Raw genomic sequence first — 26,268 nt, forward strand, 5'->3', positions numbered from 1 at the left:
TCAGCAGTGCCCACGCATTATGGTTCCGGAGACCCAGTTCTGCTAACGAGCCTCAAGGCGGCGGCTGGTTTCTGCTTCCAGGCAGATAGAACTCAGTGATCCCCCGTTTGCCCTCGGCCCGCCCCAGCTGCACGATCACATCAATGGATTTCCGGATGTACTCCCGCACTTCAGCGAAGGTCAGCGGTGTGCCGGCCTGCAGCACCATGATCGCCAGCCGGTCGATGGCGAGTTCCGCGGTTTCGGCGTGGATCGTGGAGACCGACCCACCATGGCCAGTGTTGATGGCCTCGAGATAGGTCAGGGCCTCGGCCCCGCGCAACTCACCGACGATGATCCGGTCGGGGCGCATGCGGAGGGAGGCCTGAAGGAGGGCATTGGCGCTGCGTTGCGAACCGGTTCCGCGGTCGGCCAGGAGGGCGACGGTGTTCGGTTGGGCGGGGAATAGCTCGAAGGCGTCCTCGATGGTGATCAGGCGTTCGTGCTCAGTGATATGGGTCAGAAGATGGCGGGCGAAAGTGGTCTTGCCGGTCGAGGTGCCGCCGCTGATCAGGACGTTGAGCCGCGCCTCGACGAGGGTCTGCAGCGCGACCTCGAGGTTTTCTTCTGCGAGACTGGCGATGTTTTTCATCTTCTCGGCGCGGAGCGCATCGAGCGAGACGGCCTTGCCGAAGAGATAGGCCGGGGCGTAGTCCCGGACGCTGCCCGAGGCGAAAAGTCGGATGGTGATCGAGGCACCGCGGTCGATGGCGGGCGGCACGGCGACCTGGACCCGGAGGGGGCGGCCCGCATATTCCACCTTGCCGGACACGAGCGGGTTCTTTTCAGAGACGCGGGCCTTGGCGTCGCCGACGATGGTCTGGGCCATGTTGAGGGCGGTGGTGCGATCCACGGTCTGGCCTTCGTGGCGCATCGTGGCGTCGCCCGCGACCTCGAGCCAGACCTTGCCGTCCGGGTTGACCGCGATCTCGACCACGTCGTCGCGCCGCAGAAGGTCGCGGAACGGATCGAGATATCGCTCGAGATAGGAGGCTGGGCTTTCTGTCCGGGTCAATAAATCACCACATCCCGATCCACGAGCACGGTGACCGAGGCCCCCTGATCGACATAGATCGTCGGCGCGATCGAGACCTGATCGGCGATGACCGACCCGACCGCGTCCTGCAGGTCGCTGCCGACATCTCCCAGGACAATGCTGGTGGTTTCATTGTTGGCACTCTCGGCCGCGACCGCAGGCGCCGCCCCGATCACGGAAATCAGAGCCGCCCCGCCAAAGCGCTCGGCGAACTTGGTATCGACGAGGCCGGTGAGGCCCGACCGGCCGAGCTGGTCCCCGCCGACGGCGGCGATTTCCATCGAGGTGCCGTCCGGGGTCAGGACGCGGGTCCAGAGGATCAGGATGCGCTTCTGGTGCATCTCGATGCCGGAGCGGTATTGGCCAAAAAGGCGGGAACCCCGGGGGATCAGAACCCGGTCCCCGGAGAACGCCGGAACCGGCTCGGAGACGACCGCGACAACGGAGCCCGGCAGATCGCTGTTGATGGCGGTCTGAAGCGCGGCCTGGATGACGGACCCTTGGGTCAGCGTGCGCTCGGGATGGGTGAGACGAGTGGCCTCCTGCACCTCGAGCGGTCGCGCGCTCTGCAGGAACGCCTCATTGCCTGAGAGCACCGGCCCCCCGGCACCAGCAGCGGCGGTAGGTTCGGCCACTGCCGCGCCACTCGCACCGCCACGCGGACCGTCGGCATAGACCACGGCGGGCGATTTGATCTGCGCGGTCAAAAGCTCCTCGGCAACCCGCTCGGCCTCACGCTGACGCTGCTCCTCTTCCTGACGCCGGCGTTCTTCGAGAAGGCGCTGATCAGCAATAAACCCCTCGCGGTCGAGCTCGGCCTCAAGCCCCTCGCGCTGCGCCCGTTCGGCATCGAACATGGCCTGCAGACCTTCGATGCGGGTCTCGGTCTGACGCTGCAGGTTGGCAAGCTCGGCCTCTTTCTCCGCAATAAGTGCTTCAAGCGCCGCCTTCTGTTCGTCGAAGGCCTCGCGCAGGTCCGCAACGGCGGACTGGATTTCCGAATTGCGCGCGGCTTGGCTGGCGGCGAGGGCCTCGCGGAGCTTGGCGATCTCGGCCAGCACCTCGGCGCTCGGCTCCGGGGCAGGAGCCGCGGGCACATCGAGCGCTTCCTCGACAGCGATCAGCGCGTCATTGACCCGTTGCTCGGCCTCGTCAGGCGGGAACTCCAAGCGCCCGCCAGTGCCGGGCCGGCGGTCCTGGAAGGTCTCGACATCGGAGGTCTCAAGCGCGCTGTCGCCTTCCTGCAAGCCGGTGGCCAGGAAATACGCGACCCCGGCGCCGCCAAGGGCGAGGGCGGCGGCGAGGGCGCCGACCCCGAGGCTGTTGCCCCGGCGTTTGGATTTGCCGCGTTGGCTGAACTGGTCGAGGCGGTCCTGAAGGTCGGCAGGAGTTTGTTCGGCCATGGTCAGTTGCTCACGTAGATGGCGCTCTCGTCGCGCCAGGCGCAGATCGCCTCATCGCCGATACGCAGCGTCCAGTAGGTGTTCACCCCAAGCACCCGGACCGTGTTGCCTTGCTGGGTCCAGTTGACCGTGCGCTCACGGCCCTGGTCATCGGCCTTGAAGAGGGCGGGCTGGCGACCGTTTTCCGGGAAGACGAAGTAGGTATAGCGCCCGTCGTCATAGATATGGCTGGGGCGGAAATCCCCTTCGCCCGAGACGCGGTAATTGTAGTTGCGCGGGGCGTCGAAGCCTTTCGGCTGGGTCGCCGCCGTCGCCCGACGTTCCTCGTCGGGGTAGCGGAAGCGGACTTCGAAGAACATGCCGGTGCGGTTCGGGATCGAGCCTTCGCGCAGGTGGAAGGAATAGGTGCGGCGGTTGGTGATCACCGTCATGTTGGTGGAGGCATTGGCCACATGCGGTTTGATGGTCAGCACATTGCCAAGCTCTGGGATCGGATCGACCTGGAAGCTTTCGGTGTCGCCGACAATCACCGCCTCGAACCTCTCCCCGGCCCCGAAATGGATCGTCGTCGAATGCCGAAGATCGGTCTCGATCCGGTAGACCTGGTTTTCATTATAGACGGCAGTGCGGATGCGGATGTCGAGCGGGCCGCCTTGCGGCGTGGCTTCAGCATAGGCGGCAACAGGAAGAGCAAGCGCCAGGAGGAGCGCGGGCAGGGATTTCATCTTGGTCAGTTCTCCAGGGTCTCGGCGTCGACGCGGTAGGAGGTCACCACGAAGCCCAAGGGGTTGGCCCAGACGTCCTGAAGGCGCTGGCGGGTTTCGGGTTGGAAGTCGTAGCCGACGGTCGCGACGTAAGACCGGGTGACGGTACGGGTGTCACGGGGGCGGCGCAGCGTGCGGGTGAAACGGACCTGAGCCACGCCGCGCTCGATCTGGTTCACCGATTTGATCACCACCTCGATCTTGGCGTCGCGGCCATAGACGGTGATCGGGTATTCCTCGTTGGTGGAGGACCAGAGATCGCGCAGCGTGCGGGCGGCGTCACCATCCGAACGGTCGAGGACCGAGTTGATGCGCTGCTCGCCATCGGTCAGGTCATAGGTTTCCCGATCATCGACGTAAGCGACGAGATTGGCCTGAATGATGGCGTCGCTCTCGGAAAGCGTCAGCGCCTGGACAGCCGCAACCCGGTCCATCTCGCCGGTTTCCTTGTCCACGACGACCACGAAGGTTTCGGTCGTCTTGAGGGGAAAGAGGCTCGCGCCCGCGACCATGCCAGCCACGCCGACCAGCACGCCGGCAGCCGCGACAAACCAGGCGAAGCGCTCGCGCCGTCTTGGCCCGTAGATGAAATCCGCCTCGAATGCGTCGCGGTCGGGCGCGGGAGAACTGGTCACAAGCTTCTTCAAATCAGTCGTCTTTCACATCAGGGTTTTCGGAAGGCCTTGGCGGCGGAGAGAAGCGCGCCGGGGCTTTGCCGGATCATCTCGCCGGTCTTCACCACGCCCGCATTGGCCATCTGGTTCAGCTCGTGCGGGGACTTGCCGGTGACGAGGCGCGAGGTCGCGCCCGTGCCATACTCTCGCGTGTTCACGAACCCCTGACGTGCGAGACCGGTCAGACCCACGGCATTCGAGGCAATGCCGACGACGCCGGTGAGGTTGGAGGCGATGTTTGGCACCGAGGCCATGATCCCGGCGCTGAGGATCAGGATGACGAGGAAGGGCAGGATGAGGCTGACGGTCTCGACATCGCCCGGATCGGCGGAAGCATCCCCAATGGCCTCGGCGATCGCCACGATGATGCCCGCGGCCCCGGCGGCCGCGACCGGCATGAGCGCATAGCCGATGGTGGCGCGGGTCCAGGCCTCGAAGAGGGACTGGGTCGGCTTGAAGAGCGAGGTCACGATCATGAAGGGGGCGATCACAATCATCAATGCGAAGACGATGCGGGCGAAGGCGATGATCCCGGCGGTGACGGCGGCGAAAACGGCGGAAAGGACGAAGAAGATGGCACCCAGGACCGCGCCGAAAACCCAGCCCGCGCGATCACCAATCGTGTCACCATAGGCGGTGATGCGGGCGACCATGTTGTCGAGGCTCTCATAGACCCCGGCCTCGTCGCCGGACCCGGTGAGGGCCAGGATCGAGGCGCCGACGGAGTCGGGCACGCGTGTGACGATGTCATAGATGACGCTGAAATTGTCCCAACTTTGCGCGAATATCCCTACCAGTGCCACCTTCACCCCGAAGGCAAAGCCGGTGCCGAAGGGCAGGGGGCGCAGCTGCATGACCGCGTTGATGCCCAGAAGGACGAGGAGGAGGGTCGCGCCCGCCGAGATGACGTTGCCGACCGAGGCCGCCGAGGAGACAAAGCCGTCCTGCGCCACGGTGTTCACCGCGGCGTCGACCTGTCCCAGGATGTCGCGAATAACGCCCATTTACTCTGCGCAACCTTCTGCAAGTTGAGCCTCGAGCGCGTCGGCTTTGGCGTAGAGGTCCAGCACGTTGAAGGGCAGACGCGGATTGTCCGAGGTCTTGAACCGGGGCAGGGCGCCCAAGGCCTGATCCCAGCTGAACTGGTCCAGCAGGCAGGTGCAGCTCTCCGAGGCGAGGGCTTCCTCGGCGATCAGGATGCGCAGGATCGCGCGGTAGCCATTGCGCAAGTAAGCGGTCTCGGCGAGATCAACAGGCGGCTTTGGGACGCGGCATTCGTCCTCTTCATCCCGTACGATCTCCATCGAGGTGAAGGGCCGGTCCTGACCCGAGGCCGGGTCGGGCAAGACGAGAAGACCGACCGGAATGACAAGTGAAAGGCTGAGGAGACCGGCTTCCATCAATGTGAAGCGGCTCGGGGTGCGCTTGGACATTCTCATGGATCCACCGCCATCGAGCGGAACTTGCGTTCATCCGCGAGGGTGGCTGCATCGACGACGCCAAGTTGGCCGGCGCTGACGCCCTGGGCCGCTTCCAGCCGCCAGATCTGGGTCAGGATGATGCCGAGCTCTGCCGTGACGCGGGTGTTGAGATCGACGGCGGCCTTCAGCCCGTCCTGATCGTCGATCAGCCCGACCATGGTCTCGAGCCGCTCGAGGCTTTGGCCCGCTTCTTCATGGCTTTCCTGGGCTGCGACGGACAGCATGGCGCTGGCCCCGGCCGAAGTGGCGATCCGGTTGTCGGCGGGCTGATCGGAGCCCGAAAGCGTGCTCAGGCGCTCCGAGGTGAAACCGCTGCCAGACAAAACCCGCTCGACCGAGGCTGTGAGTTCCGCACCGGGATTGAAGCCGCTCAGGAAATCGCCGCTCGCCAGAGATTGCGCGGTGTTGAGCGGGGCGACCAACTTGCCGCGCAGTGCGCGGAATTCTTCGACCGTGGCGAAGAGCTCACCCAACCCGCTGCCCTCGATCAGCGAGGTCAGTTGCGCCTCGAGGTTTGTGAGCTGCGACAGTTGGGTTTCCAGTTCCAGCCGCATGGTGGCGAGCTGCTGCATCTGGACGTTCAGATCTTCGGCCATGTGCTCGAGTTGCGCGACCAGTTGTCCAAGCTGCGAACCATCGAAGGTTGGCACACCTTGGGCCGCTGCGGGCGAGGAAAACCCAAGCGTGGTGACCGCAGCCACGGTCAGGAGAAGCTGTCTCATTCGGGAACTCCCATTTGCATGAAGTCGCGCTCGGCCAGCCGGTCAGCGACGAGGTGCTGCGCATAGGCCGCCTCGCGCTGCTGGTTTGCCGCCATCAGCCGGACGCGGAGGTTGAGGATGCGACCGATCTCGGCCTTGGCGTAGGTGTTGAGCTCCCAGGCCGCCTTGGCATTGGGTTGCGCGTCGATCTGCAGGATGATCGCGCGCAGGCGATTGATGACCTGCTCTGTGGTGGCGGAACTGTCGGCGGCGTAATAGACGCCGGCCTCGGAGATGCTGGCATACTCGGCCAGCGCAAAGTCCGAGGGCGAGAGCGTGCCGAGCGCATCGGCGCCGCCGACCACGGCAAGGTATTCGTTGTAAAACTTGGAGATGTTGCGCACATAGCCTTGGGTCTCGGCAAAGGGCGGCACGCCACCATATTCGATCACGCGTCCCGGACCCGCGTTATAGGCCGCGAGCGCATGGGGGATGTTGCCGAAGCGATTGAGCTGGGTGGTGATGTAGCGCGCGCCGCCGCGCAGGTTGTCTTTGACATTATAGCGGTCGACGCCAAGATCGGAGGCGGTGCCGGGCATGAGCTGGGTCAACCCATAAGCCCCGACCGGACTTTCGGCGGCGACGTTGAAGCGGCTTTCCTGCTTGATCAGGGCCTGGAAGAGACAGCGCCACTGGGTGGCCGAGAGACCTGCTCGGGCCACACCTGGCGCGCCTGCGAATTCGCCCGCCACCTCGACGATCATCATCTCGACCGTCTCGCGACCGTCGCCGAAGAGGCGGCTGTTCATCGGGCTCGGGTCGGTGTTCGGGTAGACCGCCGCTACTCCGAAATCCGCATTGCCCTCGAGCGCGCGGATATCGACGCCGGGACCGGTGATCGCTGTGGTCATCTCTTCGAGCACACGCAACTGGTCAGCCTGGACATCGGCCAGGGTCGTCTCGGTGCGATCCTTGTCCTGCTGGACGCCCAGATCCTCGGCCAGTGCGGCCACCCGGGCGATGGCGCGCCCGATCGCGGAATTGTCCTGCGTCGGCACGCCCTGGGCGATCGCGGGCAGGGTGCTGAGGCCGAGGCAGAAACCGGCGGATATGATCGCGACGCGGCTCATTCCGGACGGGGCAGGGGCTCGAAGGTGCAGTCGGGCTTGGCCATTGCGTGAGCCGGCGCGCCCATGGTCGAGAAGGACAGGGCGGACCTTGTCACCTGCGGCTCGCCATTGCGTCCGAAGCAGGGCGAGGATTTCTCGGTGTATTTCTCGCAAGCCGAAAGAAGGCTTCCGGCGGCGCAAAGCGCGAGGAGAGGTTTCGAATTCATATAACATGTCTCCAGAAATCAGGATTGGCGCGCCAATCGGCGGGCACACGGGCCTCGCCGGTGGCGCCGCCGCCAAGGATGGGGAGGAGGGTGCCGAGGGCGGAGAGATCGGCATCGACAAAGACGCTGTCGCCCGCCGAGCGCACGAGCGCGATGCGCTGGCCGATTGTGGGCTGCACGAGGAGGGCAGCCTCCTTGGCGTTCACGCGCAGAAAGTCGTAATCGGAGATCGTGGCACGGTCGTTCGGGAAGAGGATCTGGGTCGGGACCGTCTCGACGATGGTCTTGCCGACGCGGCTATCGCGCAGCTGGCTCGGATACTGCGTCATCATGATCACGACGCAGTTCATCTTGCGCAGCGTCACCAGCCAGTTTTCCAGCCGCGCGCCGAAGTAGGGATCGTCAAGCAGCTTCCAGGCCTCGTCGAGGACGATGATGGTGGGGCGGCGATCCTCGACCACACGTTCGATCTGGCGGAAGATGTAGGAGAGCACCGCCATCCGCTCGGTGGTCATGTCGAGAATCTCGGTCATGTCGAAGCCGATGATGTCGGAGGCCAGTTCGAGCCCGGCACCATGTTCCGGCTCGTCGAAGACCCAGCCATAGCGGCCGCCCGGGGCCCATTCGGCGACGCGGGACTGTAGCTCGCCATCGTCGTCGAGCGATTGAAACAGCGTCTCGAAACTCGCGAAGCGCCGGAGCGAGCCCTCGGCATAGGCATTTTGCGCGACCGCGCTCTGGATATGGCGGGATTGTTCGCCCGTGAGGGTTCCGCCCCGGGAAAGAAGGGTCGCCAGCCAGTCCGAGAGCCAGGCGCGGCCCCGTTCGTCGATCTCGGTCATCAGCGGGTTCAGGCCCGTCGGCACGCCAGCGCGGATCTCGTTGTAGCGCCCGCCAAGCGCGCGGACCGCCATCTCGAGGCCGCGATCCTTGTCGAAGAAGAAAAGCCGCGCGCCGACCCGCTGCGCTTGGGCTGCGAGGAAGGCGGTGGTGAGCGTCTTGCCGGTGCCGGTGCGCCCCAGCACGAGCGTATGGCCGACGGTCGGTTCCTTGCCCGGGTTGCCCGCCTCGTGAAAATTGAACCGATAGCCCGAGGTGCCGACGGTTGGCAGGACCGAGATGGTCTGGCCCCAGGGCGATTGGTTGGGGCCGCGCCCCTCGACGCTGCCATGCAGGGCGGCGAAATCCGCGAAGTTGATCGAGGAGATCGGAGTTTTGCGAGCGCGATAGCCAAAGTTGCCGGGGGATTGTGCGAAGTAGGTGGCTTTCAGCGCCATGTTCTCGCGCACGATCACCGACATGATTTCCTGGCCCACGCGCTTGATCTGGGCTGCAGCGCGCTCAAGCGTATCGCGGTCGGGCGCATAGACGGCGATCGACAGGTGATGATCGCCAAAGGCGATCCGTCCCGCCTCCTGATCGTCGGCGGCCTGGCCCAGTTGTTCGCGCAGAGAGACGGCGGCATCGTCGGAGGCGTGCATCTGGCGGATGATGCGCTGGATGCGCTCGGCCATGATGTTGTTCGGGATCGGGCTGAAGGAGTTGGTCAGCACGATGTCGAGAGGCAGGTCGAGCGCGTCGAGCAGCGTGACGTCCGTGAGCGCCGGATAGGTTTTCATCGAAAAGAGTGCGCCGTATTTGACCTGGCCGGTCACGGCGTCGGTCAGGGTGACGACATCGCCGTCGAAGGTCGCGCGACAGTTGCTCAGGGTGTGCGAGAGGGGTAGGGCGCTCTGCCCGAAGGCGATGGGGGAGAAGCTGCCGGCGTTCAGCGTATTGAGGTAGCCCAGCCATTCACCGCCCGACTTCGTGAGCCTGACGGGGTTGGCCGAGGCAAGCGCTACCTCGAAGAAGCCCATGACCTCGTTCAACTCCTGCAGGCGTGTCGCGCGGTCCTTGACCCAGGCCTTGCGGGCCAGCGCACGCAGGAGGGGAATGCGGGCCGAGATATCGGGCCGCCGGATGACGCTGAGATAGAGTTGGCGCTTGGCCGGGCGCAGGTCTTTGACATGGGCCTGCCAGCGCGCATCGATCGCGGCGGCGAAGCTGTCCCCCTCGAGGGGGCGCATTCCGAGATCCTGCGGCACGGAGATGCGGTGAATGTAGAAGCCGAAGGCGTTGCCGGTCTGGGCGACGATGGCAGCGACTGCACGCTTGAGCGCGTCGAGCCGGGCATCTTCCGTGGTCATCGGGTTGAGCCCGTCGAGGCGGAGGGTCGCCATAAGGTCGCCCTCGCGCAGTACCATGACGTCGTCAGCCGCGAGCGCGAAATACGGCAGGTGCTCGGCGAGATAACTCTCCCGCGTGAACTCCCCCCCGCCTGCTTGATGCAGGGCGGCCCCAAAAGTGGAAAGTGTGCCCGCATCAAGCGCCAAAGCTGTCGCCTCCATGCAGGGCCCTGTTCTTCGTCGGACGCACTGATCCATAGGAGACGCGCAGGACCTCGAAGAAATGCGGCTCGCGGTCGGCGACAAACCAGAGGATCGGATAGGCGACGAGACCAATCAGGAAGAAGACCATCGACTTCGTCCAGATGAACGGCAGAACGACCCCGGTCGTCAGCACCACGAGGTATCCGACAGGGAGACCCAGATACTTGGGCGGACGGGCGAGGCCCAGAAAAAGGGGGGATCGTTCTGCCACTGCTCTACTCGGATCTCAGGAGAAGCCGTCGACGATGGTACCGGCCGAGAAGATCAGCACGATCCCGATGATGACCGAGGCGAACCAGCCCCAGTTGAGCCGCCCCATCATGCACATGAATCCGGTGCCGATGACCGCGAGCGTGGCAACCGCGATCCCGATGGGACCGGTCAGCGCGGCCTCGACGGTTTCCAGCATGGTCTGGATCGGTGACAAGTCCTGCGCGAGAGCGGGCGTTGCGAGAGCCGCCAAGGTTGTGGCGATGGGCAAGAGGCGGCTGAGGCAATGTCTGAGCATGCGAAGTTCCCTTGTTTTACTGAAGTTCGATAAGGACGGGCGCGCGGGCCGGAACCTGGTTTGCGACACGGATGTCCGGCGCGGAAGCGGGAGGGCCTGCCAGCCGGGACCGGATCCGGTGGATGCGCGCGATGTAGTCGCGGGTCTCGGTGAAGGGGGGGATGCCGGAATACTCGACCACACGGTGTGGCCCGGCATTGTAGGCTGCCAGCGCCAGGTCGATGTCCTTGAACGTGGCGAGCTGGGCGAGCAGGTAGCGCGCCGCGCCATCGAGGTTCTGGGAGGGATCGCGCGGGTCGACCCCGAGTGCGCGCGCCGTGTCGGGCATCAGCTGGCCCAAACCATAGGCGCCCTTGGGGCTGACGGCGGTCGGATTGTAGCTGCTTTCGGCCTCGACCAGGGCGCGGAAGAGGATCTGCCAGTCGTCCGCATCGAGGTCGACCTGCCGCAGGGCGCGGTTTCCCTTGTGGCGATCTGCCGTGGCGTCGATCAGGGAGAGGATGCCGTCGCGACCGGAAGGCGGCGTGGCGTCCAACGAGGCCAGAACGACTTCCGCCTCAGCACTATCACCCAGCCTCGCCCAGGCAGGTGGTTCGCCATGAAAGATCCAGCCGGATGTCCGGGCCGTGCCGTCACGGCCGAAGGCGATGACGTCAGCCGCGCTCCTCGAGGGTGATGCTGTAATCAGGACCAAAGCGCAGATCGCGCCCGTCACCGAACTCGAAATGATGTTTGAAGAGCCCCGGCCATATGTTGAAATACCGCGGCTCGGGACCGTGTGGGGTGATCCGGGTCGAGACCAGAATGGCTTCCGGCTCACCCTCGCGCAGGTAGATGCACTGGTAGCGCGGCTTGCCATCGTCGGTGAACCCCACGAGTTCATACCGGCAGCGGAACGCGATGCCTTCTTCTTGAAGGTCTTTCACACCATCGATGGTGATCAGGATCTGGTTGCGCGCTATCGGCATGTTCGGACTCTCCCCATGAGAGCCCTTCTACTTCACGACACTAAGGCCATAAAGTCATATAGAGTCAATACGACATATTGCAGATAAATACATATTGCGCGATAGTCCGCGCAACTTTTGCGGGAGAGTGACATGAGACGACAAGTGATGGCGGCGGCGATGGGGGTGATGGCAGTGTTCGGAGCCCCGGAGAAGGCGCAGGCCTATGACATCGACTGCGCCATCATGCTCTGCATGGCGGGTGGGTTCCCCCCGAGTGCCGTTTGTGCCCGCGCCTATCGCACCATGATCCGCCGCATCACGCCCTGGCCGAGTCTACCGCCCTTCGGGGTCTGCACCTTCGCCCATGTGCCGGTCGAGCTCGGTGGTCCGGGCGGCGAGGGTGAACTCGACACCAACCTGCCGGAATACGAATGGCTGAACCGGACCCATGTGATCTGGTTCACCGGGCGCTCCTATGAGCCGCGTGACGAGCCGCGTCAATGGGACTGGTCGATCCGCTCCTGTGATCGCGAGAACCGGACCTGCCGCTACATCCAGCGGGTCTACGGATCCCACACGCCCTGGCCCGCGACATTCGTCTCGGAAAGCGGGCAGGAGATCGCCTATCCGAGTGGTGGTGGCCGTTGGCACTTCTATTCTCGCAGCATCATGGTCGAGTACGGCGACTTCGAGGGCAACATGGGCCACTCGGAGTGGTTTTCCTACTGATCCGAACGGTCCGATGCCACCAGGGAAATTGAGCGAAGCTCGGCAAGATCTGCATCAAAGCGTTCCGGATCGACATGCCAGCGGCGGCTCACCGAGCCATCATTCCAACGGTAATCGGTGAACAGGTGAATCTCCTGTGTACCGGCGTTCAGAAACCCTTCCTGGAAAGGCCAGCCTGTCTTTCTCTTCGTCATGTACCCGTGTCGCTCGTACCGTTCTTGCCGTTCGAATCTTTCGTGTTGGGGGATAGGATCAAAGTCTCAGGAAACGAACTAGCGCTTCGCAAAGAGTACTTCGGGGTCGACATTGAGCGCCTTGGCGATGCGTTCGAGAAGGTCGAGGGAGGCCGCAAACTTGGCGTTCTCGACCTTGCCCATATGGCCGCGGCTCACATCGGCCCGATGAGCAAGCTCCTCTTGGCTGAGGCCGCGGGCGCGTCTCAATTCCTGGATGTTCAGTGCTACACGGTCCCGCAAGTTCATGCCCGCGAAACGGACACGCTGCGCGAAATATCGCCACGCGATATATGTTACATTCGGAGGTGCAGAGAAGAATTCTTGGTACGGCGCGAGATCGCCGGAATGGGATGCCTGCCGATACGCAGGTCACGGGATGATCCGTCTCGCAAACATACTGGGTCGTTCAATCGTTCTTTCGGAAAAGGGCGACACCGGCAATACCGGTGCCGCCAGTCGGTCGTCCACAGGGAGGTTGGAGAGGACGAATTCTACGAGGAAATTTGGGGTTGGCCAAAAATCGCATAAGAGAACTTATGTTAGTTTTGTGGTTGTCGCGGCACCTCAGACAGCTTCGAGCGCGATTGCAATCCCCTGTCCCACGCCAATACACATGGTCGATAACGACTTTTCTCCAGGTTTGAGGTCCAGCATCGCTGAACCAGTGATGCGGGCACCTGACATGCCAAGCGGATGGCCGAGAGCAATAGCGCCGCCGTTCGGGTTCACGCGGGCGTCATCATCCGCGATCCCCAGGTGCCGTAGTGTGGCCAGACCCTGCGAAGCAAAGGCTTCGTTAAGTTCGATTACCGAGAAGTCTTCTTGTTTCAGTCCAAGTCGCGCCATCAGCTTTTCCGACGCCGGTGCCGGCCCGAAACCCATGATGCGCGGTGCGACGCCCGCGGTTGCGCCGCCCAAGACCCTTGCGATCGGTGTGAGGCCAAATTTTTTTGCGACGTCGCTGGTGGCAAGGATCAATGCTGCGGCACCATCGTTCACGCCCGAAGAATTCCCAGCGGTTACAGTGCCGTCCGCTTTTACGAAAGTTTTCAGTTGGGCGAGCGCTTCCAAAGTCGTACCCGCGCGAGGGTGTTCATCCTGTACGACGATCTTTGGCTCCCCCTTTCGCTGAGGAATCTCTACCGGGACAATTTCACGGGCCAAACGACCGTTCGCCATGGCATCTCTCGCCTTTCGCTGCGAACGCATGGCGAAGGCATCTTGGTCGGCGCGGTTGATGCTGAAGTCTTCCGCTACGTTTTCGGCCGTTTCAGGCATGCTGTCGACGCCGTATTGACTCTTCATCTGTTTATTGACGAAGCGCCAGCCGATGGTGGTGTCTTCAGCAGAATTTTCGCGCGAGAATGCAGTTGTAGCTTTTGGCATCACAAACGGAGCACGAGACATGCTTTCCACACCGCCAGCAACAATGAGATCGGCTTCTCCAGCTTTGATCGCGCGGGCGGCTGTGATTACGGCGTCCATACCCGATCCGCACAACCGGTTCATCGTCGTGCCAGGGACACAATCCGGAAATCCCGCGAGTAGCAGCGACATGCGTGCGACGTTGCGGTTGTCCTCGCCCGCCTGGTTGGCGCAGCCGAAAATCACTTCGTCAATGGCCGCTAGATCTAGCTTCGGGTTTCGGCTGGCCAGGGCCCTGAGTGGGATTGCACCAAGATCGTCGGCTCGCACAGAAGAAAGCGCGCCGCCATAGCGACCAATTGGTGTGCGGATGTAATCGCAGATGTAGACGTTTGTCATTCTTAGAGTGCCTTTGTCATATCCGGGACGGCGTCGAGCAGGTCTGCGACCAGGCCGTAGTCGGCGACCTGGAAGATCTGGGCCTCTTCATCCTTGTTGATGGCGACGATGACCTTGCTGTCCTTCATGCCTGCAAGGTGTTGAATTGCCCCGGAAATCCCGACCGCGATGTACAGCTCGGGCGCCACGACCTTGCCGGTCTGGCCGACCTGCCAGTCGTTCGGTGCGAACCCGCTATCCACCGCCGCGCGCGAGGCGCCGACCGCCGCGCCCAGCTTGTCGGCCAGGCCCTCGATGATCGCGAAGTTCTCCTCGGAACCGACGCCGCGACCGCCCGAGACCACGATCTTGGCCGAGGTCAGTTCCGGACGATCCGACGCCGCGACCTTGTCCTCGACCCAGGCGCTCAGGCCCGCGTTGCCGGCCGCTGCGATGGCCTCGACGGCGGCCGAACCACCCTGGCCAGCCGCGTCGAAGGCGGTGGTGCGGACGGTCAGTACCTTCTTGGAATCGTTGGACTTTACCGTCTGAATCGCGTTGCCCGCGTAGATCGGGCGTTCGAACGTGGACCCGTCCACGATGGCGGTGACGTCCGACAAAACCATCACGTCCAGCAGCGCCGCGACGCGCGGCAGGATGTTTTTCGCGCTCGCCGTGGACGGAGCAACGATATGTTCATAATTGCCTGCCAGGCTGACCACCAGATCGGCGACCGGCTCGGCCAGGCCGTTGGCATAGGCGGCGTCATCCGCCACCAGAACCTTTGCCACGCCGTCGATCTTCGACGCGGCCTCGCCTGCGGCAGCGGGGCCCGCAACCAGAACGGTCACATCGCCCAGCGATTTGGCAGCGGTCACCGCCTTGGCGGTGGCGTCCAGCGCCAGTGCACCACCGGCGATTTCTGCAAGGAGAAGAACAGCCATTACACGATCCCCTTTTCTTTCAGCTTCGACACCAGCTCGTCGACCGAGCCAACCATTTCCCCGGCCGAACGCGCGGCGGGCTCTGCCGTCTTGACGACGGTCAGGCGCGGCGTGACATCGACGCCGAAATCGGCGGCGGTCTTTTCGTCCAGCGGTTTCTTCTTGGCTTTCATGATGTTGGGCAGCGAGGCGTAGCGCGGCTCGTTCAGGCGCAGGTCGGCGGTGACGATCGCCGGCAGCTTCACCTTGATGGTCTGCAGACCGCCGTCCACTTCGCGGGTCACGACGGCATGCTCGCCCTCGATCGCAACCTCAGAGGCATAGGTCGCCTGACCCCAGCCCAGCAGCGCCGCCAGCATCTGGCCGGTCGCGTTCATGTCGTTGTCGATCGCCTGTTTGCCCGCGATCACCAGGCCCGGCGCCTCGGCGTCGATCACGGCCTTTAGGATCTTGGCCACCGCCAGCGGCTCGATATCTTGGTGCACGTCGTCGGCGGCCACGACGAGGATCGCCCGGTCCGCGCCCATCGCCAGCGCCGTGCGCAGCGTTTCCTGCGCCTGTTTCACGCCGATCGACACGACGACAAGCTCGTCCGCCTTGCCCGCTTCCTTCAGACGGATCGCCTCTTCAACCGCAATCTCGTCGAACGGGTTCATCGACATCTTCACATTCGCGAGACCAACTCCGCTACCGTCCGCCTTAACGCGAACCTTCACGTTGTAATCAATTAGGTGTTTTATAGGTGCAATTATTTTCATTGGCGTTTATCGTCTTGGAAATTTGCAATGGCAGTAACGGCCCGGGTTCCAGGCCGTTACTTGGGATGTGTCTCTGTCAATTCGCAGTATAACCGCCATCTACTACAATCTCTGCTCCGTGAACGAACGATGACTCATCCGATGCGAGGAACAGGACCGCATTCGAAACCTCTTCAGGTTTGCTTGGCCGCTTGAGCAGCGTGGCCCCCAGAATTGCCTGCCGGGTCTCTTCGTCGGCGTGTAGCAGATCTTTTGTCATGGGAGTATCGATGACACCGGGATGGATCGAATTGACACGTATGCCACTTTCGGCCAGGTCGACTGCGCAGGATTTGGTCAACATCCGTACGGCGCCTTTGGATCCAATGTAGGCTCCCGCCGAAGCGGCACCAACAATCCCATAGATTGAAGAAATATTGATAATTGATGCTTTTTCGGTCTCTTTCATCAATGGAACCGCGGCTCGGATACCGAGATAAACACCGCGTACATTGACGTTGATCGTCATGTCAAATTCGTCAGGCGAGGTTTCGTGGAGCGGCTTCAGAATGAGAATGCCAGCGTTGTTCACTAGCACATCAAGTCGACCAGCACTTGATTGCACCGTGGAGATGACATTCTTCCAATCTTCTTCAAGCGTCACGTCATGCTGAATGAATTCCGCCTTCCCTCCGGCTCCAATGATACCTTTTACTACGCTTTCACCCGCTTCCGTATCACGGTCGGTTACAAATACATGCGCGCCTTCACGTGCCAGCGTTTCACAATGGGCTTTTCCCATGCCCATGGCGCCACCTGTTACCAGTGCGACTTTTCCGGATACCCGTCCCATAGTTCTCTCCTGAGTGTTCGTGAACAAATTTAATTGTTTCCGCCGGGTTTTCTTAATGCCCGACGGAATGCACTGTGTTAAGTTGCTGGGGCAGCGCCTTATGGCGCGGGACTTTGACCGTCAGGTCGCGAAAACCCTTTCTAAATTACGAGGCACCCTCCAGTCGCAAGGATCCTCTCTGACAAGCGCGCTAAAGAGCGCGGCCAACCGATCCTTGCCGATATTTTTGGCGTGGTGCATCAGGCCTCCCCGCCAGCGGGGAAATCCGTAGCCGTGAATCATTACTAGGTCGATGTCTTGCGGTTTTTCTGCGACGCCTTCGTCAAGGATATCGCAGGCTTCCGCCACCATTGCGAGCAAGAGCCTTTCTACGATTTCGTCAGCTGAGAACTCCCGGCGAGTGAAGTTCATTTCTTCTGAGACACGGAGTATTTCGCTAGCGACCAGCTCCGAAGGTGAGGGTTTGCCGTCCGGCCCATAGTCGTACCATCCGGCGCCCGATTTGCGTCCTAGGCGTTTGTGCTTTTCGACCAGCCGCTCGACCAAGGGCACGTGACCACAGCAGTTCCCTTCTGCAGCGGCCTTGCGACGGATATTCGCGTAGGCGATGTCCAGCCCCGACATGTCCTGTGCAGCATATGGACCCATCGCCATACCGAATCCGCGCATAGCCGCGTCGATCTCGTCGACAATAGCCCCCTTCACCAGAAGGCGATTAGCGGCGTGACGGTAGCTAGACAAAATTCGGTTTCCGATGAAGCCATCGCAAACACCAGACAGTACCGGGATTTTACCAAGCCTGCGCGCCAGCACAAATGCTGCACCTAATGTATCGTCTGACGTTCGGTCGCTCCTGACGACTTCCAGAAGCTTCATAATATGCGCAGGACTGAAGAAATGAATCCCTACAAAGCGTGCTGGGTGCTTCAACCCATCAGAAAGCCGATTTACATCGAGATAGGATGTGTTTGTGGCAATAATCGTCTCGGGCGGCAGAGCACCTTCGAGTTCGGTCAAGATCGCGCTCTTGACCGCAAAATCCTCGAAGGCCGCCTCGATTGCTAGATCGGTTGGTGGCAGAGCGTCATAGCCTGAGACCGTAACCAGCCGGTCCTCAACCGCCTTTCCCGCATCGGGGGACAGAATGCCGCGACTGATACCCTGATCAATCAGCTTTTGCAGGTTTTCTCTGGCCCACTCTGCGGACGAGGCACTGCGTTCGACGACAGTCACCGAGATCCCTGCGGTCGCTAGCGTGTACGCAATAGCTGCTCCCATATTGCCACCACCGACCACGATGGCGGTTTCAGCATCTCGGGAAGGTCGGGGGTAGGTGCGCCCCTTGTTGGTTGCGGTACGCTCGGTGAAGAAAACGTGCCTAAGGGCCCGCGCCTGATCCGAGGCACGAAGGTCCAAAAACGCAGCGCGCTCGCTGGCCAGTGCGTCGTGCAGCGGCGTCATCGCGCTGGCCGCGACCAGGTCCACCGCAACATGCGGGGCATTCTGGCCAGGCATACGCCGCGCTACCTGCGCGCGGGCGACTTCCGCTGCGAAGTGGTTTGGCATTGGTGAAGGAAGATTGTCGGGTGCCTGTGCCGCCTCTAGAACAGCGTCATCGAGAGCTATGGCCGCGCCAAGCGGGTCATCGGCTAGCAGCTGGATCAGTCCTATTTTCAGTGCCTGCTCGGCGGAAACAGCCTTCCCGGTGACGATAATGTCAAGCGCAGCTTCAATACCGATAAGTCGCGGCAGTCTTTGGGTTCCCCCTGCGCCAGGCACGATCCCCAAGTTTACCTCTGGCAGGCCCAGTTTGGTAGAAGTTGAGGCGATGCGATAGCAGCAAGCCAGAGCAATCTCTAATCCCCCACCAAGCGCAGCCCCGTTGATGGCTGCGATAGTCGGAATCGGAAGGTGCGCAAGTTGCAACAGCACGTCATTTAGTTGTGGATCAACAGGCAACTGTCCGAATTCCTTCGCATCCGCGCCCGCGACGAACGTCGTTCCTGCACCGGTGATAATCAGCCTGGTAGCGCCAGTTTCGAGGACTTGGGAGATACAGTGTTGTATTCCAGCCCGAACCTCCGCGTTGATTAGGTTAAGCGGCGAATTGTCTATGGTCAGAATTGCTGCGCCATTTGAGAAGCTTAATTCAATAGGCATGGGCATCCTCACAGCACTGGCGCTCGATTGCGCGAGATAAATTTGGTATTGAGATAGCCTTCGAAGGTTTCTGTCCCGCCTTCAGTCCCATAGCCGCTGTCTCTTACGCCGCCAAACGGAGTCTCGGGCAGAGCCAGGCCGAACTGGTTGATGCTTACCATACCTGCCTGCAAACCCGCAGCTGCTTTATCTGCACGCTCCAACGAATTGGTAAAGACATAGGACGCCAGCCCGAAGGGTAGCCCGTTGGCCCGCGACAGTCCGTCCTCTATTTCACGAAAAGACGAGACGACAGCAATCGGGCCGAAGGGTTCTTCGCGCATCAAGTCGATGTCGTCGTTGGGCGTATCGACGACTGTCGGGGCATAGAAGCTACCATGATTCCCAACCCTTTTGCCTCCCGTCAACACCCGTGCACCGTTTTCGCGGGCATCCTCGACGAGCTTTTCCATCGCATTCACGCGTCCGCGATGACACAATGGCCCCATCTGTGTGCCCTCGGTTAAACCATCGCCCACCTTTACGCTCTCAAATGCTGAAACTAGCTCGGACAGAAATCGGTCGTAGATGCCTTGTTGTACGTAAAACCGGGTTGGGGCGATGCACACCTGGCCTGCATTGCGCAGCTTGTTGCCCGCCAAGGCGCGCGCCGCGGCCGTGGCATCGGCGTCGTCGAACACCAATACGGGCGCGTGACCGCCGAGTTCCATCGTCGCCCGCTTCATATGGCGGCCAGCCAATTCTGCCAGATGCTTGCCCACCTCGACCGAACCGGTGAAGGTGATCTTGCGCACCTCGGGGCGCGCAATAAGAGTTTCCGAAATGAAGGCCGCATTACCCCAGACAAGGTTCAGACAGCCTTCGGGCAAGCCTGCATCCAGCAGATAGCGCGCAATTGCCATGCAGCCCGCCGGAGCCTCTGCCGGGCCTTTCAAGATCATCGTGCAACCTGACGCAAGCGCCGCCGCGACCTTGCGTACCGCTTGGCTCAGCGGAAAATTCCAAGGCGTGATTGCAAGGCAGACGCCTATCGGTTCGCGCACGACAAGCTGCTGTACCCCTGGGCTGCGCGATGGAATGATGCGCCCATAAATGCGCCGACATTCCTCGGCGTGCCAGTCGACGTGGTCAGCTGAGGCGCGGACCTCAGCCAAGGCCTCAGCCTGAGGCTTGCCTTCATCGAGAGTGATCCAGCCAGCGATCAGTCTGTCATTTTGGCGCAGCAGGTCGGCAAACCGTCGCAAAATTGCACTTCGTTCCATGGGAGAGCTGTTTTTCCATTGGCGAAAAGCTGATTCGGCGGAGTGAACCGCATGGTCCAGATCTGCGGCGCTAGCCTGCGGAATCTGTCCGATAGTTTGCCCGTTTGCAGGGTTTATGACTGCGCGATCCTCCGGCGTGGGAGAAGCGATCCAGTCCTGTCCGATGAGGTGCTGGATGGTCGGATAATTCATTTCTTTCATGGCGTTATGACCTCGCTTAGTTGTGTCATCCGCAGGATCCGGCACGAAGGGGACCAGATGGACGACCTTAGTTTTCCGCATAGCGGTAAAGTTTACCGCAGTATTGACGCGGACGTTATCGATCGTTTAGATGTGTTTCAAGACGCATAATTCTTCCCGAGGAGGGATGTCGTGAGACCAAGGAAAGACCGCACCAAGGACGCCGAGAGACAGGACCGCGATTTTGTCACGGCGTTGGCGCGCGGCTTGGAGCTGTTGCGGGCCTTTCGGCGGGAAGGGGAAGCTCTGGGGAACGGTGAGTTGGCCGAGCGCACTGGCCTGAGCAGATCGACGGTCTCAAGGCTGGCCTATACACTGAACAAGCTGGAATACCTCAGCTACGATCCGGATACAGCACGCTATCGACTGGCCCCTCCAGTGCTTTCGCTGGGTTTCTCCTGCCTTGCAGGGATTCCGCTGCGGCAACTCGCAAAGCCCTTTATGCAGGAATTAGCAGATTACACAGGTATGCCGGTGGCCATGGCCAGTCGTGACCGACTATCGATGGTCTATCTAGAGCGGTGCAAGGGCACCAACGCCGTCACGCTGGCGATTGAGGTTGGTGCCCATATTAAACTGGCCACTACCGCGGTTGGTCGCGCCTGCATAGCGGCACACGGCCCGGATGAGCAGGCCAGAATTCTGGCCCTTGTGGAGGAACATGAGGGTGACAACTGGCCGAATGTGCAGCCCGGAATCGAAGCAGCTATCGAAGACTACCAACAGTACGGTTATTGCACGTCCTTCACGGAGTGGAAGCGTGATGTGAACGCAGTAGCAGTGCCCTTCGTGCCGACGGACGGCTCACCCATCATTGCCTTCAACTGCGGCGGTCCTTCGCAAACCCTTACGCGCGATTGGATCGAAAGCGACGTCGCGCACCGCCTTGTCGATCTTGTCCGCCGCGTTGCGGCGGTCGCACCCTGAACAATAGAGAGCATAATGGCCCTTGATACAGATACCCTTTCCCAGTTTCTCGACGCGCTCGACCGCTTCGTGAAAGAGCGACTAATCCCTTACGAGGATCGCGTCGCCGATGAAGATGTGATTCCGCCTATGCTGGTCGATGAAATCCGCACGATGGGCCTTTTCGGCATGTCGATCCCGGAGGATTTCGGCGGGCTTGGCTTGTCGATGATAGAGGAAGTGCAAGCCGCTTTCGTTCTTGGCCAGGCTTCGCCTGCGTTCCGGTCGCTAGTTGGCACAAACAACGGGATCGGCTCGCAGGGAATCATCATCGATGGAACCGACGAGCAGAAGGCGAAGTATCTACCAGCTCTCGCCTCCGGAGATATGATCGCATCCTTCGCCCTAACCGAGCCAGATGCTGGTTCGGATGCTGGCGGTCTGCGCACCACTGCGCGGCGTGATGGAAACGATTTCCTACTGAACGGCACGAAGCGCTACATTACCAATGCGCCGCGTGCCGATCTATTCACGGTTTTTGCCCGGACCAGTCCAGAGGTGAAAGGTTCTGCCGGCGTAAGCGCTTTTCTCGTCGAGGCAGGGACGCCGGGCATAACGCTTGGCCAGCCTGACAGGAAGATGGGGCAGAAGGGTTCGCACACATGCGACGTCATCCTTGACAATGTCCGCGTGCCTGCCTCGAACATCATCGGCGGGCCGGACCGTCTGAACAAGGGCTTCAAAACGGCAATGAAAGTCCTTGATCGGGGCCGACTGCATATTTCTGCCGTCTGTGTGGGCGCCGCCGAACGGCTGATCCGTGACAGCCTATCCTATGCGATGGAACGCAAACAATTCGGTGAACCCATCGCTGAAAAGCAACTGATCCAAGCCATGCTGGCTGACAGTCGCGCCGAGGCCTTCGCAGCGCGTTGCATGATCGAAGAAACAGCACGCCGCAAGGACGCTGGTCAGAACGTGTCGACTGATGCTGCCTGCTGCAAGATGTTTGCCAGTGAGATGGTAGGTCGAGTGGCCGATCGCGCAGTGCAAATCCACGGCGGTGCAGGATACATGGCCGAATATGCGGTCGAGCGCTTCTATCGCGATGTGCGTCTCTTCCGCATCTACGAGGGGACAACCCAGATTCAGCAAATACTGATCGCGCGGAATATGATCCGCACTGCAGCAGCTTAACAGGAGCGAAGACAAACTATGGACTTCAATTTCCTTTCCACCCCGAGGATCGTCTGCGAGAGCGGTGGGCTTGGCCGGATCGGCAGCCTGATGCAAGATTTGTCTTGCACCCGTGCGCTGGTCGTGACGGACCCGGGCATATTGGCCTGTGGTTTTGCGGACGAGGCAGCCGCCGCACTTAGGGCTGCTGGCATCGAGGTTGAGATTTTTCATAAAGTCGAAGCGGACCCCCCGATCGCTGTCGTCGAGGCCGCGGTAGAGGTCGCGCGGGCCTTTGGTGCTGACGGAATCATCGGACTTGGCGGCGGCAGTTCACTGGACACGGCCAAGGTCATCGCAGCGGCGGTAGCCAACGATCAACCGATTACGGACATGATCGGGATCAATCAGGTCACCGATAAACGCTTGCCACTGATCCAGGTGCCAACCACGGCAGGGACCGGATCAGAGGTAACATGGGTGTCCGTGCTGACTTCGGAAAGCCACGAAAAAAAAGCGGTATATGCACCGCAGCTTCTGCCTGACGTTGCCTTGCTAGATGCAAAGCTAACATTGGGAATGCCTCGTCACATCACAGCGGCCACGGCGTTAGACGCAATGGTTCACGCCATTGAGGCAGTAACCAGTCGCACCAGAAAGAATCCCATTTCCGATGGAATGGCGGACAAAGCGCTGGTGCTTCTCGGTCAGAACTTACCAATCGTCATGGAAACGCCTTCGGACCTGTCAGCGCGAGAGGCCATGCTGTTGGGGGCGACACTGGCTGGGATGGCCTTCATTAATGCCAGCGTGGGGGCGATTCATGCCTTGTCATACCCACTGGGAACAGGTTTCAAAGTTCCTCACGGGCACGCAAACGCTCTGGTCGCAGGACCAGTGATGAGGTTCAACATGCCCGTTGCAGAAGCTGAATATGCTCGTCTATCGCGGTTACTACTGCCCTCGCGGCCTTTCAACTCTGATGCGGCTGCGGCCTATGGCCTGATCGACGAGATGGAACGGATGCTAGTCGAAAGCGGACTTGAGTCTCGACTTTCTGGTGTCGGAGTGACCGAGGCAGCCATTCCCGGAATGGCTAATGAGGTCGTGACCGGTATCACGCGATTGCTGGAGACCAACCCGCGCGACATGACAGCCGAAGATGTGTCGCGCCTCTATCAGGAGGCGCTTTGATGGCTGGCTCATTGGACGGGATCAAGGTGGTCGACCTCAGCCGCGTGCTGGGCGGGCCTTACTGCACCCAAATGCTTGCGGATCATGGCGCTGAGGTCATCAAGGTGGAGCCGCCTCTGGGCGACGAGACCCGCAGTTGGGGCCCGCCTTTCAATGATGAACTCAGCGCCTATTTCTCTGGCGCCAACCGCAACAAGCGGTCCATCGCTATCGATCTGCAGCAACCGGAAGGGCGCGACCTGATTTTGCGGTTTCTTCAGGATGCGGATGTTTTAGTTCACAATTTTAAGTCTGGTACTCTTGAAAAATGGGGGCTTGGTTATGATGATGTTCTCAGGGCACGTTTTCCTAGACTGGTACTCTGCCACGTGACTGGATTTGGTTCCGATGGCCCACTTGGCGGTTTTCCCGGCTATGACGCCGTGGTACAAGCTATGACGGGCCTCATGAGCATCAACGGCAATCCCTCCGAAGGCCCGACACGCATGGGTACGCCCATCGTGGACATCGGCACCGGTCTGATCGCCTGTAACGCTATTCTCGCCGCACTTTTGGAACGGGGCCGGTCCGGATTGGGCCAAGCCATCGAAGTGCCGCTATATGATTGCGCGATCAGCATGATGCATCCCCAAGCGGCTAATTCCCTCATGTCCGGACAGATACCAATGGCGACCGGCAATGGGCATCCAAATATTGTACCATACGACATGTTCGAAACAAGTAATGGCAAACTCTATCTGGCTATCGGTAACAATGGTCAGTTCGCAAAACTCTGTGACGTGCTTGGCCTACCTGAGGTGCCCTGCGATCCACGATTTGCCGACAATGCCGCGCGTCTTGCGCATCGGTCAGAGATGACAGAGGTCTTGTCAGAGTGCCTGGTGCAACATGACGCCTTGAAACTTGAGCCCGTGCTTTTGAAAGCTGGGATTCCCGCCGGAGTCGTTCGGAATGTGAATGAAGCGTTGCAGCATCCACACACCCGACATCGCGGCATGGTGGTATCAGTAGGCACCTACCGCGGCACCGGCGTGCCAGCACGCTTGTCGCGTACCCCCGGAGCGGTTCGCGCGGCACCGCCTCGCTTCGGGCAGCATAGTAGGCAGTTGCTTAGCGAGGCTGGACTGACAGAAGCTGAAATCGATAGATTGACTCAAGCGGATATCGTTCGAGAAGAACCGCGGATGCGCGAGACGACCTAAGCCGAAATTTCAGCTCAAGCGGACGATCGTGAAAAAGTTCAGGGAGGCCAAGATGGAAAGACTGCTCATATCACCGGACCGGATACCCGAATGGATTCCCGGCACGACTACGTTGGACAGTTCCGGGTGCAACTGGAACGGCATTACCCTGAAGGGCTATCGTTATGAGCGACAAGACGCGGCAATTCCCCCCATGCGCGACTATATGATTGTTGCATATGATGGCGCGCCAACCACTATGCGCCGCACGAGTGGCGGCCCATGGCAAAGCGCGCGCGTAGAGAAAGGTAGGATTTCCTTGCTCACGCGTGCAGAGGAATCCACTTGGAGTTGGTCCGAGCCTATCACGGTTAGACACGTCTATCTCAATCACAGCGAACTCGAAAACACGGCCCTTTCGGTCTTTGATCGTGACCCGAAGTCCATTGAGATCAATGATTGGCTATCTGCGAAGGACCCCTGTATCCTGAACTGCATCCAATTGCTAGAGAATGAGCTAAAGAACGGTGGAATCGGCCAGAGATTGATCATCGACGCCCTGCGCAGCCAGATCGCCGTTCACCTTCTGCGTCAGTACGCCAAGGTCTCTTTGACCAGCGACGCAAACTCGAACTTCAGCCCTGCTCAAAGGCAGAGAATCATCGATCTCGTTGAAAGCTGCTTAGGTGAAAACCTCAGTCTGGAAGACATGGCCGCATCTATCGGTTTCAGCCAGTTTCACTTTTCGCGTCAGTTCAAGGCGGAGTTTGGGTTGGCACCGTATGCATATGTTTTGCGCAAGCGAATATCGAAGGCCCAGGAGATGCTGAGAAAGGGTAATGCCCCCCTGAAAGTGGTCGCGCTTGACTGCGGTTTTGCAGATCAGAGTCATTTTAGTCGAACTTTTCGAAAAATGACAGGCGCGACCCCCGCCGAATTCCGGCGCATGGCATAATGACCGGAAAACTATTCCTTCCTATCGCTGTCACGCACCAGAGACAAAGAAATGTTGAGCCCGTAACGCTGCAATGAATGTACCAGAAACAGAATTTAAACCACGATTTGCCTTCGAACGCAGGATTTTCTTTGGCGACTGTGACCAGCTGGGAATCGCCTTTACTGGCCGGATTACGAATTTCGCGCTGGAAGCGATCGAGACTTTCTGGGACGATTTGCTTTCAGGCCGGGGCTGGCTTTTTCTACTCACGGAAAGAAACACGGCCATGCCTTTTGTCTCTATGGACCTACAATTCCATGCGCCGGTGAAAGCAGGCGCGAACCTAGCATGCGAGGTCTATGTGGTCCATGTCGGGGAAAGTTCAGTTGGTCTAAAAGTTGTCGGCCGTCAGCATGACTTGATTTGCTTCGAATGCGAAACGAAGTCAGTTTTCCGAGATGCTTCAACATTTGGTAAAGTCAAAATTGAAAGCTCAATTCGGCAGATTTTGCTCGCGGAAGTGGGTTCGGAAAATCAAACAGTGAGCTAGGCCTGTAGGCTTTGGAGACAGCAAAGCCTGTGCAAAACGATCTCATGTAAGGGAACACAAGAAAAAGCCAGAGAAAGGGAAGCCCGGGTGCCGGGC

The 26,268-nt window shown here is 60.6% G+C and carries 29 protein-coding genes; 7 read left to right on the top strand and 22 right to left on the bottom strand.

All coding sequences use genetic code 11. From position 1 onward, the window contains the following. Positions 1 to 52 precede the first annotated feature (52 nt). From virB11 to ACGYLI_RS14210, 14 genes are all read right to left on the bottom strand, one after another. The gene (virB11, locus tag ACGYLI_RS14145; RefSeq protein ID WP_067922297.1) at positions 53 to 1,054 is read right to left on the bottom strand and encodes a P-type DNA transfer ATPase VirB11; all 1,002 of its coding nucleotides are present in this window, start codon (positions 1,052 to 1,054) and stop codon (positions 53 to 55) included. After that, the gene (locus ACGYLI_RS14150) at positions 1,051 to 2,478 is read right to left on the bottom strand and encodes a TrbI/VirB10 family protein (RefSeq protein ID WP_394419651.1); all 1,428 of its coding nucleotides are present in this window, start codon (positions 2,476 to 2,478) and stop codon (positions 1,051 to 1,053) included. The genes virB11 and ACGYLI_RS14150 overlap by 4 nt, the downstream gene beginning before the upstream one ends. A 2-nt stretch (positions 2,479 to 2,480) precedes the next feature. Beyond that, positions 2,481 to 3,203 carry a TrbG/VirB9 family P-type conjugative transfer protein gene (locus tag ACGYLI_RS14155; protein ID WP_394419652.1) on the bottom strand — a complete coding sequence of 241 codons (723 nt, stop codon included), beginning with the start codon at positions 3,201 to 3,203 and terminating at the stop codon, positions 2,481 to 2,483. 5 nt (positions 3,204 to 3,208) lie between these two features. Beyond that, a complete protein-coding gene (locus tag ACGYLI_RS14160) occupies positions 3,209 to 3,889 on the bottom strand; it encodes a virB8 family protein (RefSeq protein WP_394419653.1) in 681 nt (226 codons plus the stop codon). A gap of 17 nt (positions 3,890 to 3,906) precedes the next feature. Then, on the bottom strand, positions 3,907 to 4,920 hold the full coding sequence (locus ACGYLI_RS14165; protein WP_394419654.1) for a type IV secretion system protein: 1,014 nt from the start codon (positions 4,918 to 4,920) through the stop codon (positions 3,907 to 3,909). Then, positions 4,921 to 5,349 (bottom strand): hypothetical protein, encoded by a 429-nt coding sequence (locus tag ACGYLI_RS14170; RefSeq protein ID WP_232786401.1) that lies wholly within the window; start codon positions 5,347 to 5,349, stop codon positions 4,921 to 4,923. Positions 5,350 to 5,351: 2 nt separating this feature from the next. After that, positions 5,352 to 6,119 (bottom strand): type IV secretion system protein, encoded by a 768-nt coding sequence (locus tag ACGYLI_RS14175; RefSeq protein WP_071974400.1) that lies wholly within the window; start codon positions 6,117 to 6,119, stop codon positions 5,352 to 5,354. Further along, entirely contained in the window at positions 6,116 to 7,228 is a 1,113-nt protein-coding gene (locus ACGYLI_RS14180; protein WP_009804201.1) for a lytic transglycosylase domain-containing protein, read from the bottom strand. Before ACGYLI_RS14180 ends, ACGYLI_RS14175 begins: the two co-directional genes overlap by 4 nt. Beyond that, positions 7,225 to 7,434 carry a hypothetical protein gene (locus ACGYLI_RS14185; protein ID WP_009804202.1) on the bottom strand — a complete coding sequence of 70 codons (210 nt, stop codon included), beginning with the start codon at positions 7,432 to 7,434 and terminating at the stop codon, positions 7,225 to 7,227. Before ACGYLI_RS14185 ends, ACGYLI_RS14180 begins: the two co-directional genes overlap by 4 nt. Next, a complete protein-coding gene (locus ACGYLI_RS14190) occupies positions 7,431 to 9,824 on the bottom strand; it encodes a type IV secretion system protein B4 (RefSeq protein WP_172839585.1) in 2,394 nt (797 codons plus the stop codon). Before ACGYLI_RS14190 ends, ACGYLI_RS14185 begins: the two co-directional genes overlap by 4 nt. After that, positions 9,799 to 10,077 carry a type IV secretion system protein VirB3 gene (locus ACGYLI_RS14195; RefSeq protein ID WP_040609064.1) on the bottom strand — a complete coding sequence of 93 codons (279 nt, stop codon included), beginning with the start codon at positions 10,075 to 10,077 and terminating at the stop codon, positions 9,799 to 9,801. The genes ACGYLI_RS14190 and ACGYLI_RS14195 overlap by 26 nt, the downstream gene beginning before the upstream one ends. A gap of 15 nt (positions 10,078 to 10,092) precedes the next feature. Beyond that, complete coding sequence (locus ACGYLI_RS14200; RefSeq protein ID WP_040609066.1) at positions 10,093 to 10,374, bottom strand: TrbC/VirB2 family protein; 282 nt, start codon at positions 10,372 to 10,374, stop codon at positions 10,093 to 10,095. Positions 10,375 to 10,390: 16 nt separating this feature from the next. After that, the gene (locus ACGYLI_RS14205; protein WP_009804205.1) at positions 10,391 to 10,909 is read right to left on the bottom strand and encodes a lytic transglycosylase domain-containing protein; all 519 of its coding nucleotides are present in this window, start codon (positions 10,907 to 10,909) and stop codon (positions 10,391 to 10,393) included. Between the two features lie 118 nt (positions 10,910 to 11,027). After that, on the bottom strand, positions 11,028 to 11,342 hold the full coding sequence (locus tag ACGYLI_RS14210; protein WP_009804206.1) for a hypothetical protein: 315 nt from the start codon (positions 11,340 to 11,342) through the stop codon (positions 11,028 to 11,030). A 132-nt stretch (positions 11,343 to 11,474) separates the two neighbouring features. Between ACGYLI_RS14210 and ACGYLI_RS14215 the strand changes: the two genes are divergently transcribed. Next, complete coding sequence (locus tag ACGYLI_RS14215; RefSeq protein ID WP_394419655.1) at positions 11,475 to 12,053, top strand: hypothetical protein; 579 nt, start codon at positions 11,475 to 11,477, stop codon at positions 12,051 to 12,053. Here the strand turns inward: ACGYLI_RS14215 and ACGYLI_RS14220 are convergent. From ACGYLI_RS14220 to ACGYLI_RS14255, 8 genes are all read right to left on the bottom strand, one after another. Further along, positions 12,047 to 12,247, bottom strand: coding sequence for a hypothetical protein (locus tag ACGYLI_RS14220; RefSeq protein WP_065331048.1), 201 nt, complete (start codon positions 12,245 to 12,247; stop codon positions 12,047 to 12,049). The two genes, ACGYLI_RS14215 and ACGYLI_RS14220, sit on opposite strands and share 7 nt — an antisense overlap. Positions 12,248 to 12,325: 78 nt before the next feature. Further along, on the bottom strand, positions 12,326 to 12,535 hold the full coding sequence (locus tag ACGYLI_RS14225) for a helix-turn-helix domain-containing protein (protein WP_081285328.1): 210 nt from the start codon (positions 12,533 to 12,535) through the stop codon (positions 12,326 to 12,328). A 318-nt stretch (positions 12,536 to 12,853) separates the two neighbouring features. Continuing rightward, complete coding sequence (gene pcaF / locus ACGYLI_RS14230; protein WP_009804213.1) at positions 12,854 to 14,053, bottom strand: 3-oxoadipyl-CoA thiolase; 1,200 nt, start codon at positions 14,051 to 14,053, stop codon at positions 12,854 to 12,856. Between the two features lie 2 nt (positions 14,054 to 14,055). After that, the gene (locus tag ACGYLI_RS14235; RefSeq protein WP_009804214.1) at positions 14,056 to 14,976 is read right to left on the bottom strand and encodes an electron transfer flavoprotein subunit alpha/FixB family protein; all 921 of its coding nucleotides are present in this window, start codon (positions 14,974 to 14,976) and stop codon (positions 14,056 to 14,058) included. After that, a complete protein-coding gene (locus tag ACGYLI_RS14240; protein ID WP_009804215.1) occupies positions 14,976 to 15,734 on the bottom strand; it encodes an electron transfer flavoprotein subunit beta/FixA family protein in 759 nt (252 codons plus the stop codon). The genes ACGYLI_RS14235 and ACGYLI_RS14240 overlap by 1 nt, the downstream gene beginning before the upstream one ends. A gap of 76 nt (positions 15,735 to 15,810) precedes the next feature. Beyond that, the gene (locus tag ACGYLI_RS14245; RefSeq protein ID WP_009804216.1) at positions 15,811 to 16,566 is read right to left on the bottom strand and encodes an SDR family NAD(P)-dependent oxidoreductase; all 756 of its coding nucleotides are present in this window, start codon (positions 16,564 to 16,566) and stop codon (positions 15,811 to 15,813) included. Between the two features lie 120 nt (positions 16,567 to 16,686). After that, positions 16,687 to 18,726 (bottom strand): FAD-dependent oxidoreductase, encoded by a 2,040-nt coding sequence (locus ACGYLI_RS14250; RefSeq protein ID WP_394419656.1) that lies wholly within the window; start codon positions 18,724 to 18,726, stop codon positions 16,687 to 16,689. An 8-nt stretch (positions 18,727 to 18,734) separates the two neighbouring features. Continuing rightward, entirely contained in the window at positions 18,735 to 20,189 is a 1,455-nt protein-coding gene (locus ACGYLI_RS14255; protein ID WP_394419657.1) for an NAD-dependent succinate-semialdehyde dehydrogenase, read from the bottom strand. A gap of 171 nt (positions 20,190 to 20,360) precedes the next feature. Here ACGYLI_RS14255 and ACGYLI_RS14260 point away from each other — a divergent pair, with 171 nt between their 5' ends. The 6 genes from ACGYLI_RS14260 (at position 20,361) to ACGYLI_RS14285 (ending at position 26,172) form a co-directional block, all read left to right on the top strand. After that, entirely contained in the window at positions 20,361 to 21,155 is a 795-nt protein-coding gene (locus tag ACGYLI_RS14260) for an IclR family transcriptional regulator (RefSeq protein WP_017467065.1), read from the top strand. A gap of 15 nt (positions 21,156 to 21,170) precedes the next feature. Then, complete coding sequence (locus ACGYLI_RS14265; protein WP_017467064.1) at positions 21,171 to 22,331, top strand: acyl-CoA dehydrogenase family protein; 1,161 nt, start codon at positions 21,171 to 21,173, stop codon at positions 22,329 to 22,331. Positions 22,332 to 22,349: 18 nt separating this feature from the next. Beyond that, on the top strand, positions 22,350 to 23,504 hold the full coding sequence (locus ACGYLI_RS14270) for an iron-containing alcohol dehydrogenase (RefSeq protein WP_017467063.1): 1,155 nt from the start codon (positions 22,350 to 22,352) through the stop codon (positions 23,502 to 23,504). Beyond that, positions 23,504 to 24,706 (top strand): CaiB/BaiF CoA-transferase family protein, encoded by a 1,203-nt coding sequence (locus ACGYLI_RS14275; protein WP_067261940.1) that lies wholly within the window; start codon positions 23,504 to 23,506, stop codon positions 24,704 to 24,706. The genes ACGYLI_RS14270 and ACGYLI_RS14275 overlap by 1 nt, the downstream gene beginning before the upstream one ends. Before the next feature lie 52 nt (positions 24,707 to 24,758). Continuing rightward, positions 24,759 to 25,640, top strand: coding sequence for an AraC family transcriptional regulator (locus ACGYLI_RS14280; RefSeq protein WP_227511477.1), 882 nt, complete (start codon positions 24,759 to 24,761; stop codon positions 25,638 to 25,640). Positions 25,641 to 25,713: 73 nt separating this feature from the next. Further along, positions 25,714 to 26,172: a thioesterase family protein gene (locus ACGYLI_RS14285; protein WP_007120589.1), complete on the top strand. Its 459-nt coding sequence runs from the start codon at positions 25,714 to 25,716 to the stop codon at positions 26,170 to 26,172. The last annotated feature ends 96 nt before the right edge of the window (positions 26,173 to 26,268 follow it).

Source organism: Sulfitobacter sp. 1A13421, assembly GCF_043557285.1.
In the GTDB taxonomy this organism is placed as follows: Bacteria; Pseudomonadota; Alphaproteobacteria; order Rhodobacterales; family Rhodobacteraceae; genus Sulfitobacter; species Sulfitobacter faviae.

Excerpts from the sequence above, each read along its gene's own strand:
- ACGYLI_RS14150 (WP_394419651.1), bottom strand. The coding sequence starts at position 2,478 with ATGGCCGAACAAACTCCTGCCGACCTTCAGGACCGCCTCGACCAGTTC.
- ACGYLI_RS14155 (WP_394419652.1), bottom strand. The coding sequence starts at position 3,203 with ATGAAATCCCTGCCCGCGCTCCTCCTGGCGCTTGCTCTTCCTGTTGCC.
- ACGYLI_RS14165 (WP_394419654.1), bottom strand. The coding sequence starts at position 4,920 with ATGGGCGTTATTCGCGACATCCTGGGACAGGTCGACGCCGCGGTGAAC.
- ACGYLI_RS14170 (WP_232786401.1), bottom strand. The coding sequence starts at position 5,349 with ATGTCCAAGCGCACCCCGAGCCGCTTCACATTGATGGAAGCCGGTCTC.
- ACGYLI_RS14175 (WP_071974400.1), bottom strand. The coding sequence starts at position 6,119 with ATGAGACAGCTTCTCCTGACCGTGGCTGCGGTCACCACGCTTGGGTTT.
- ACGYLI_RS14180 (WP_009804201.1), bottom strand. The coding sequence starts at position 7,228 with ATGAGCCGCGTCGCGATCATATCCGCCGGTTTCTGCCTCGGCCTCAGC.
- ACGYLI_RS14185 (WP_009804202.1), bottom strand. The coding sequence starts at position 7,434 with ATGAATTCGAAACCTCTCCTCGCGCTTTGCGCCGCCGGAAGCCTTCTT.
- ACGYLI_RS14190 (WP_172839585.1), bottom strand. The coding sequence starts at position 9,824 with ATGGAGGCGACAGCTTTGGCGCTTGATGCGGGCACACTTTCCACTTTT.
- ACGYLI_RS14200 (WP_040609066.1), bottom strand. The coding sequence starts at position 10,374 with ATGCTCAGACATTGCCTCAGCCGCCTCTTGCCCATCGCCACAACCTTG.
- ACGYLI_RS14210 (WP_009804206.1), bottom strand. The coding sequence starts at position 11,342 with ATGCCGATAGCGCGCAACCAGATCCTGATCACCATCGATGGTGTGAAA.
- ACGYLI_RS14215 (WP_394419655.1), top strand. The coding sequence starts at position 11,475 with ATGAGACGACAAGTGATGGCGGCGGCGATGGGGGTGATGGCAGTGTTC.
- ACGYLI_RS14220 (WP_065331048.1), bottom strand. The coding sequence starts at position 12,247 with ATGACGAAGAGAAAGACAGGCTGGCCTTTCCAGGAAGGGTTTCTGAAC.
- ACGYLI_RS14225 (WP_081285328.1), bottom strand. The coding sequence starts at position 12,535 with ATGAACTTGCGGGACCGTGTAGCACTGAACATCCAGGAATTGAGACGC.
- pcaF (WP_009804213.1), bottom strand. The coding sequence starts at position 14,053 with ATGACAAACGTCTACATCTGCGATTACATCCGCACACCAATTGGTCGC.
- ACGYLI_RS14235 (WP_009804214.1), bottom strand. The coding sequence starts at position 14,976 with ATGGCTGTTCTTCTCCTTGCAGAAATCGCCGGTGGTGCACTGGCGCTG.
- ACGYLI_RS14240 (WP_009804215.1), bottom strand. The coding sequence starts at position 15,734 with ATGAAAATAATTGCACCTATAAAACACCTAATTGATTACAACGTGAAG.
- ACGYLI_RS14245 (WP_009804216.1), bottom strand. The coding sequence starts at position 16,566 with ATGGGACGGGTATCCGGAAAAGTCGCACTGGTAACAGGTGGCGCCATG.
- ACGYLI_RS14250 (WP_394419656.1), bottom strand. The coding sequence starts at position 18,726 with ATGCCTATTGAATTAAGCTTCTCAAATGGCGCAGCAATTCTGACCATA.
- ACGYLI_RS14255 (WP_394419657.1), bottom strand. The coding sequence starts at position 20,189 with ATGAAAGAAATGAATTATCCGACCATCCAGCACCTCATCGGACAGGAC.
- ACGYLI_RS14265 (WP_017467064.1), top strand. The coding sequence starts at position 21,171 with ATGGCCCTTGATACAGATACCCTTTCCCAGTTTCTCGACGCGCTCGAC.
- ACGYLI_RS14270 (WP_017467063.1), top strand. The coding sequence starts at position 22,350 with ATGGACTTCAATTTCCTTTCCACCCCGAGGATCGTCTGCGAGAGCGGT.
- ACGYLI_RS14275 (WP_067261940.1), top strand. The coding sequence starts at position 23,504 with ATGGCTGGCTCATTGGACGGGATCAAGGTGGTCGACCTCAGCCGCGTG.
- ACGYLI_RS14280 (WP_227511477.1), top strand. The coding sequence starts at position 24,759 with ATGGAAAGACTGCTCATATCACCGGACCGGATACCCGAATGGATTCCC.
- ACGYLI_RS14285 (WP_007120589.1), top strand. The coding sequence starts at position 25,714 with ATGAATGTACCAGAAACAGAATTTAAACCACGATTTGCCTTCGAACGC.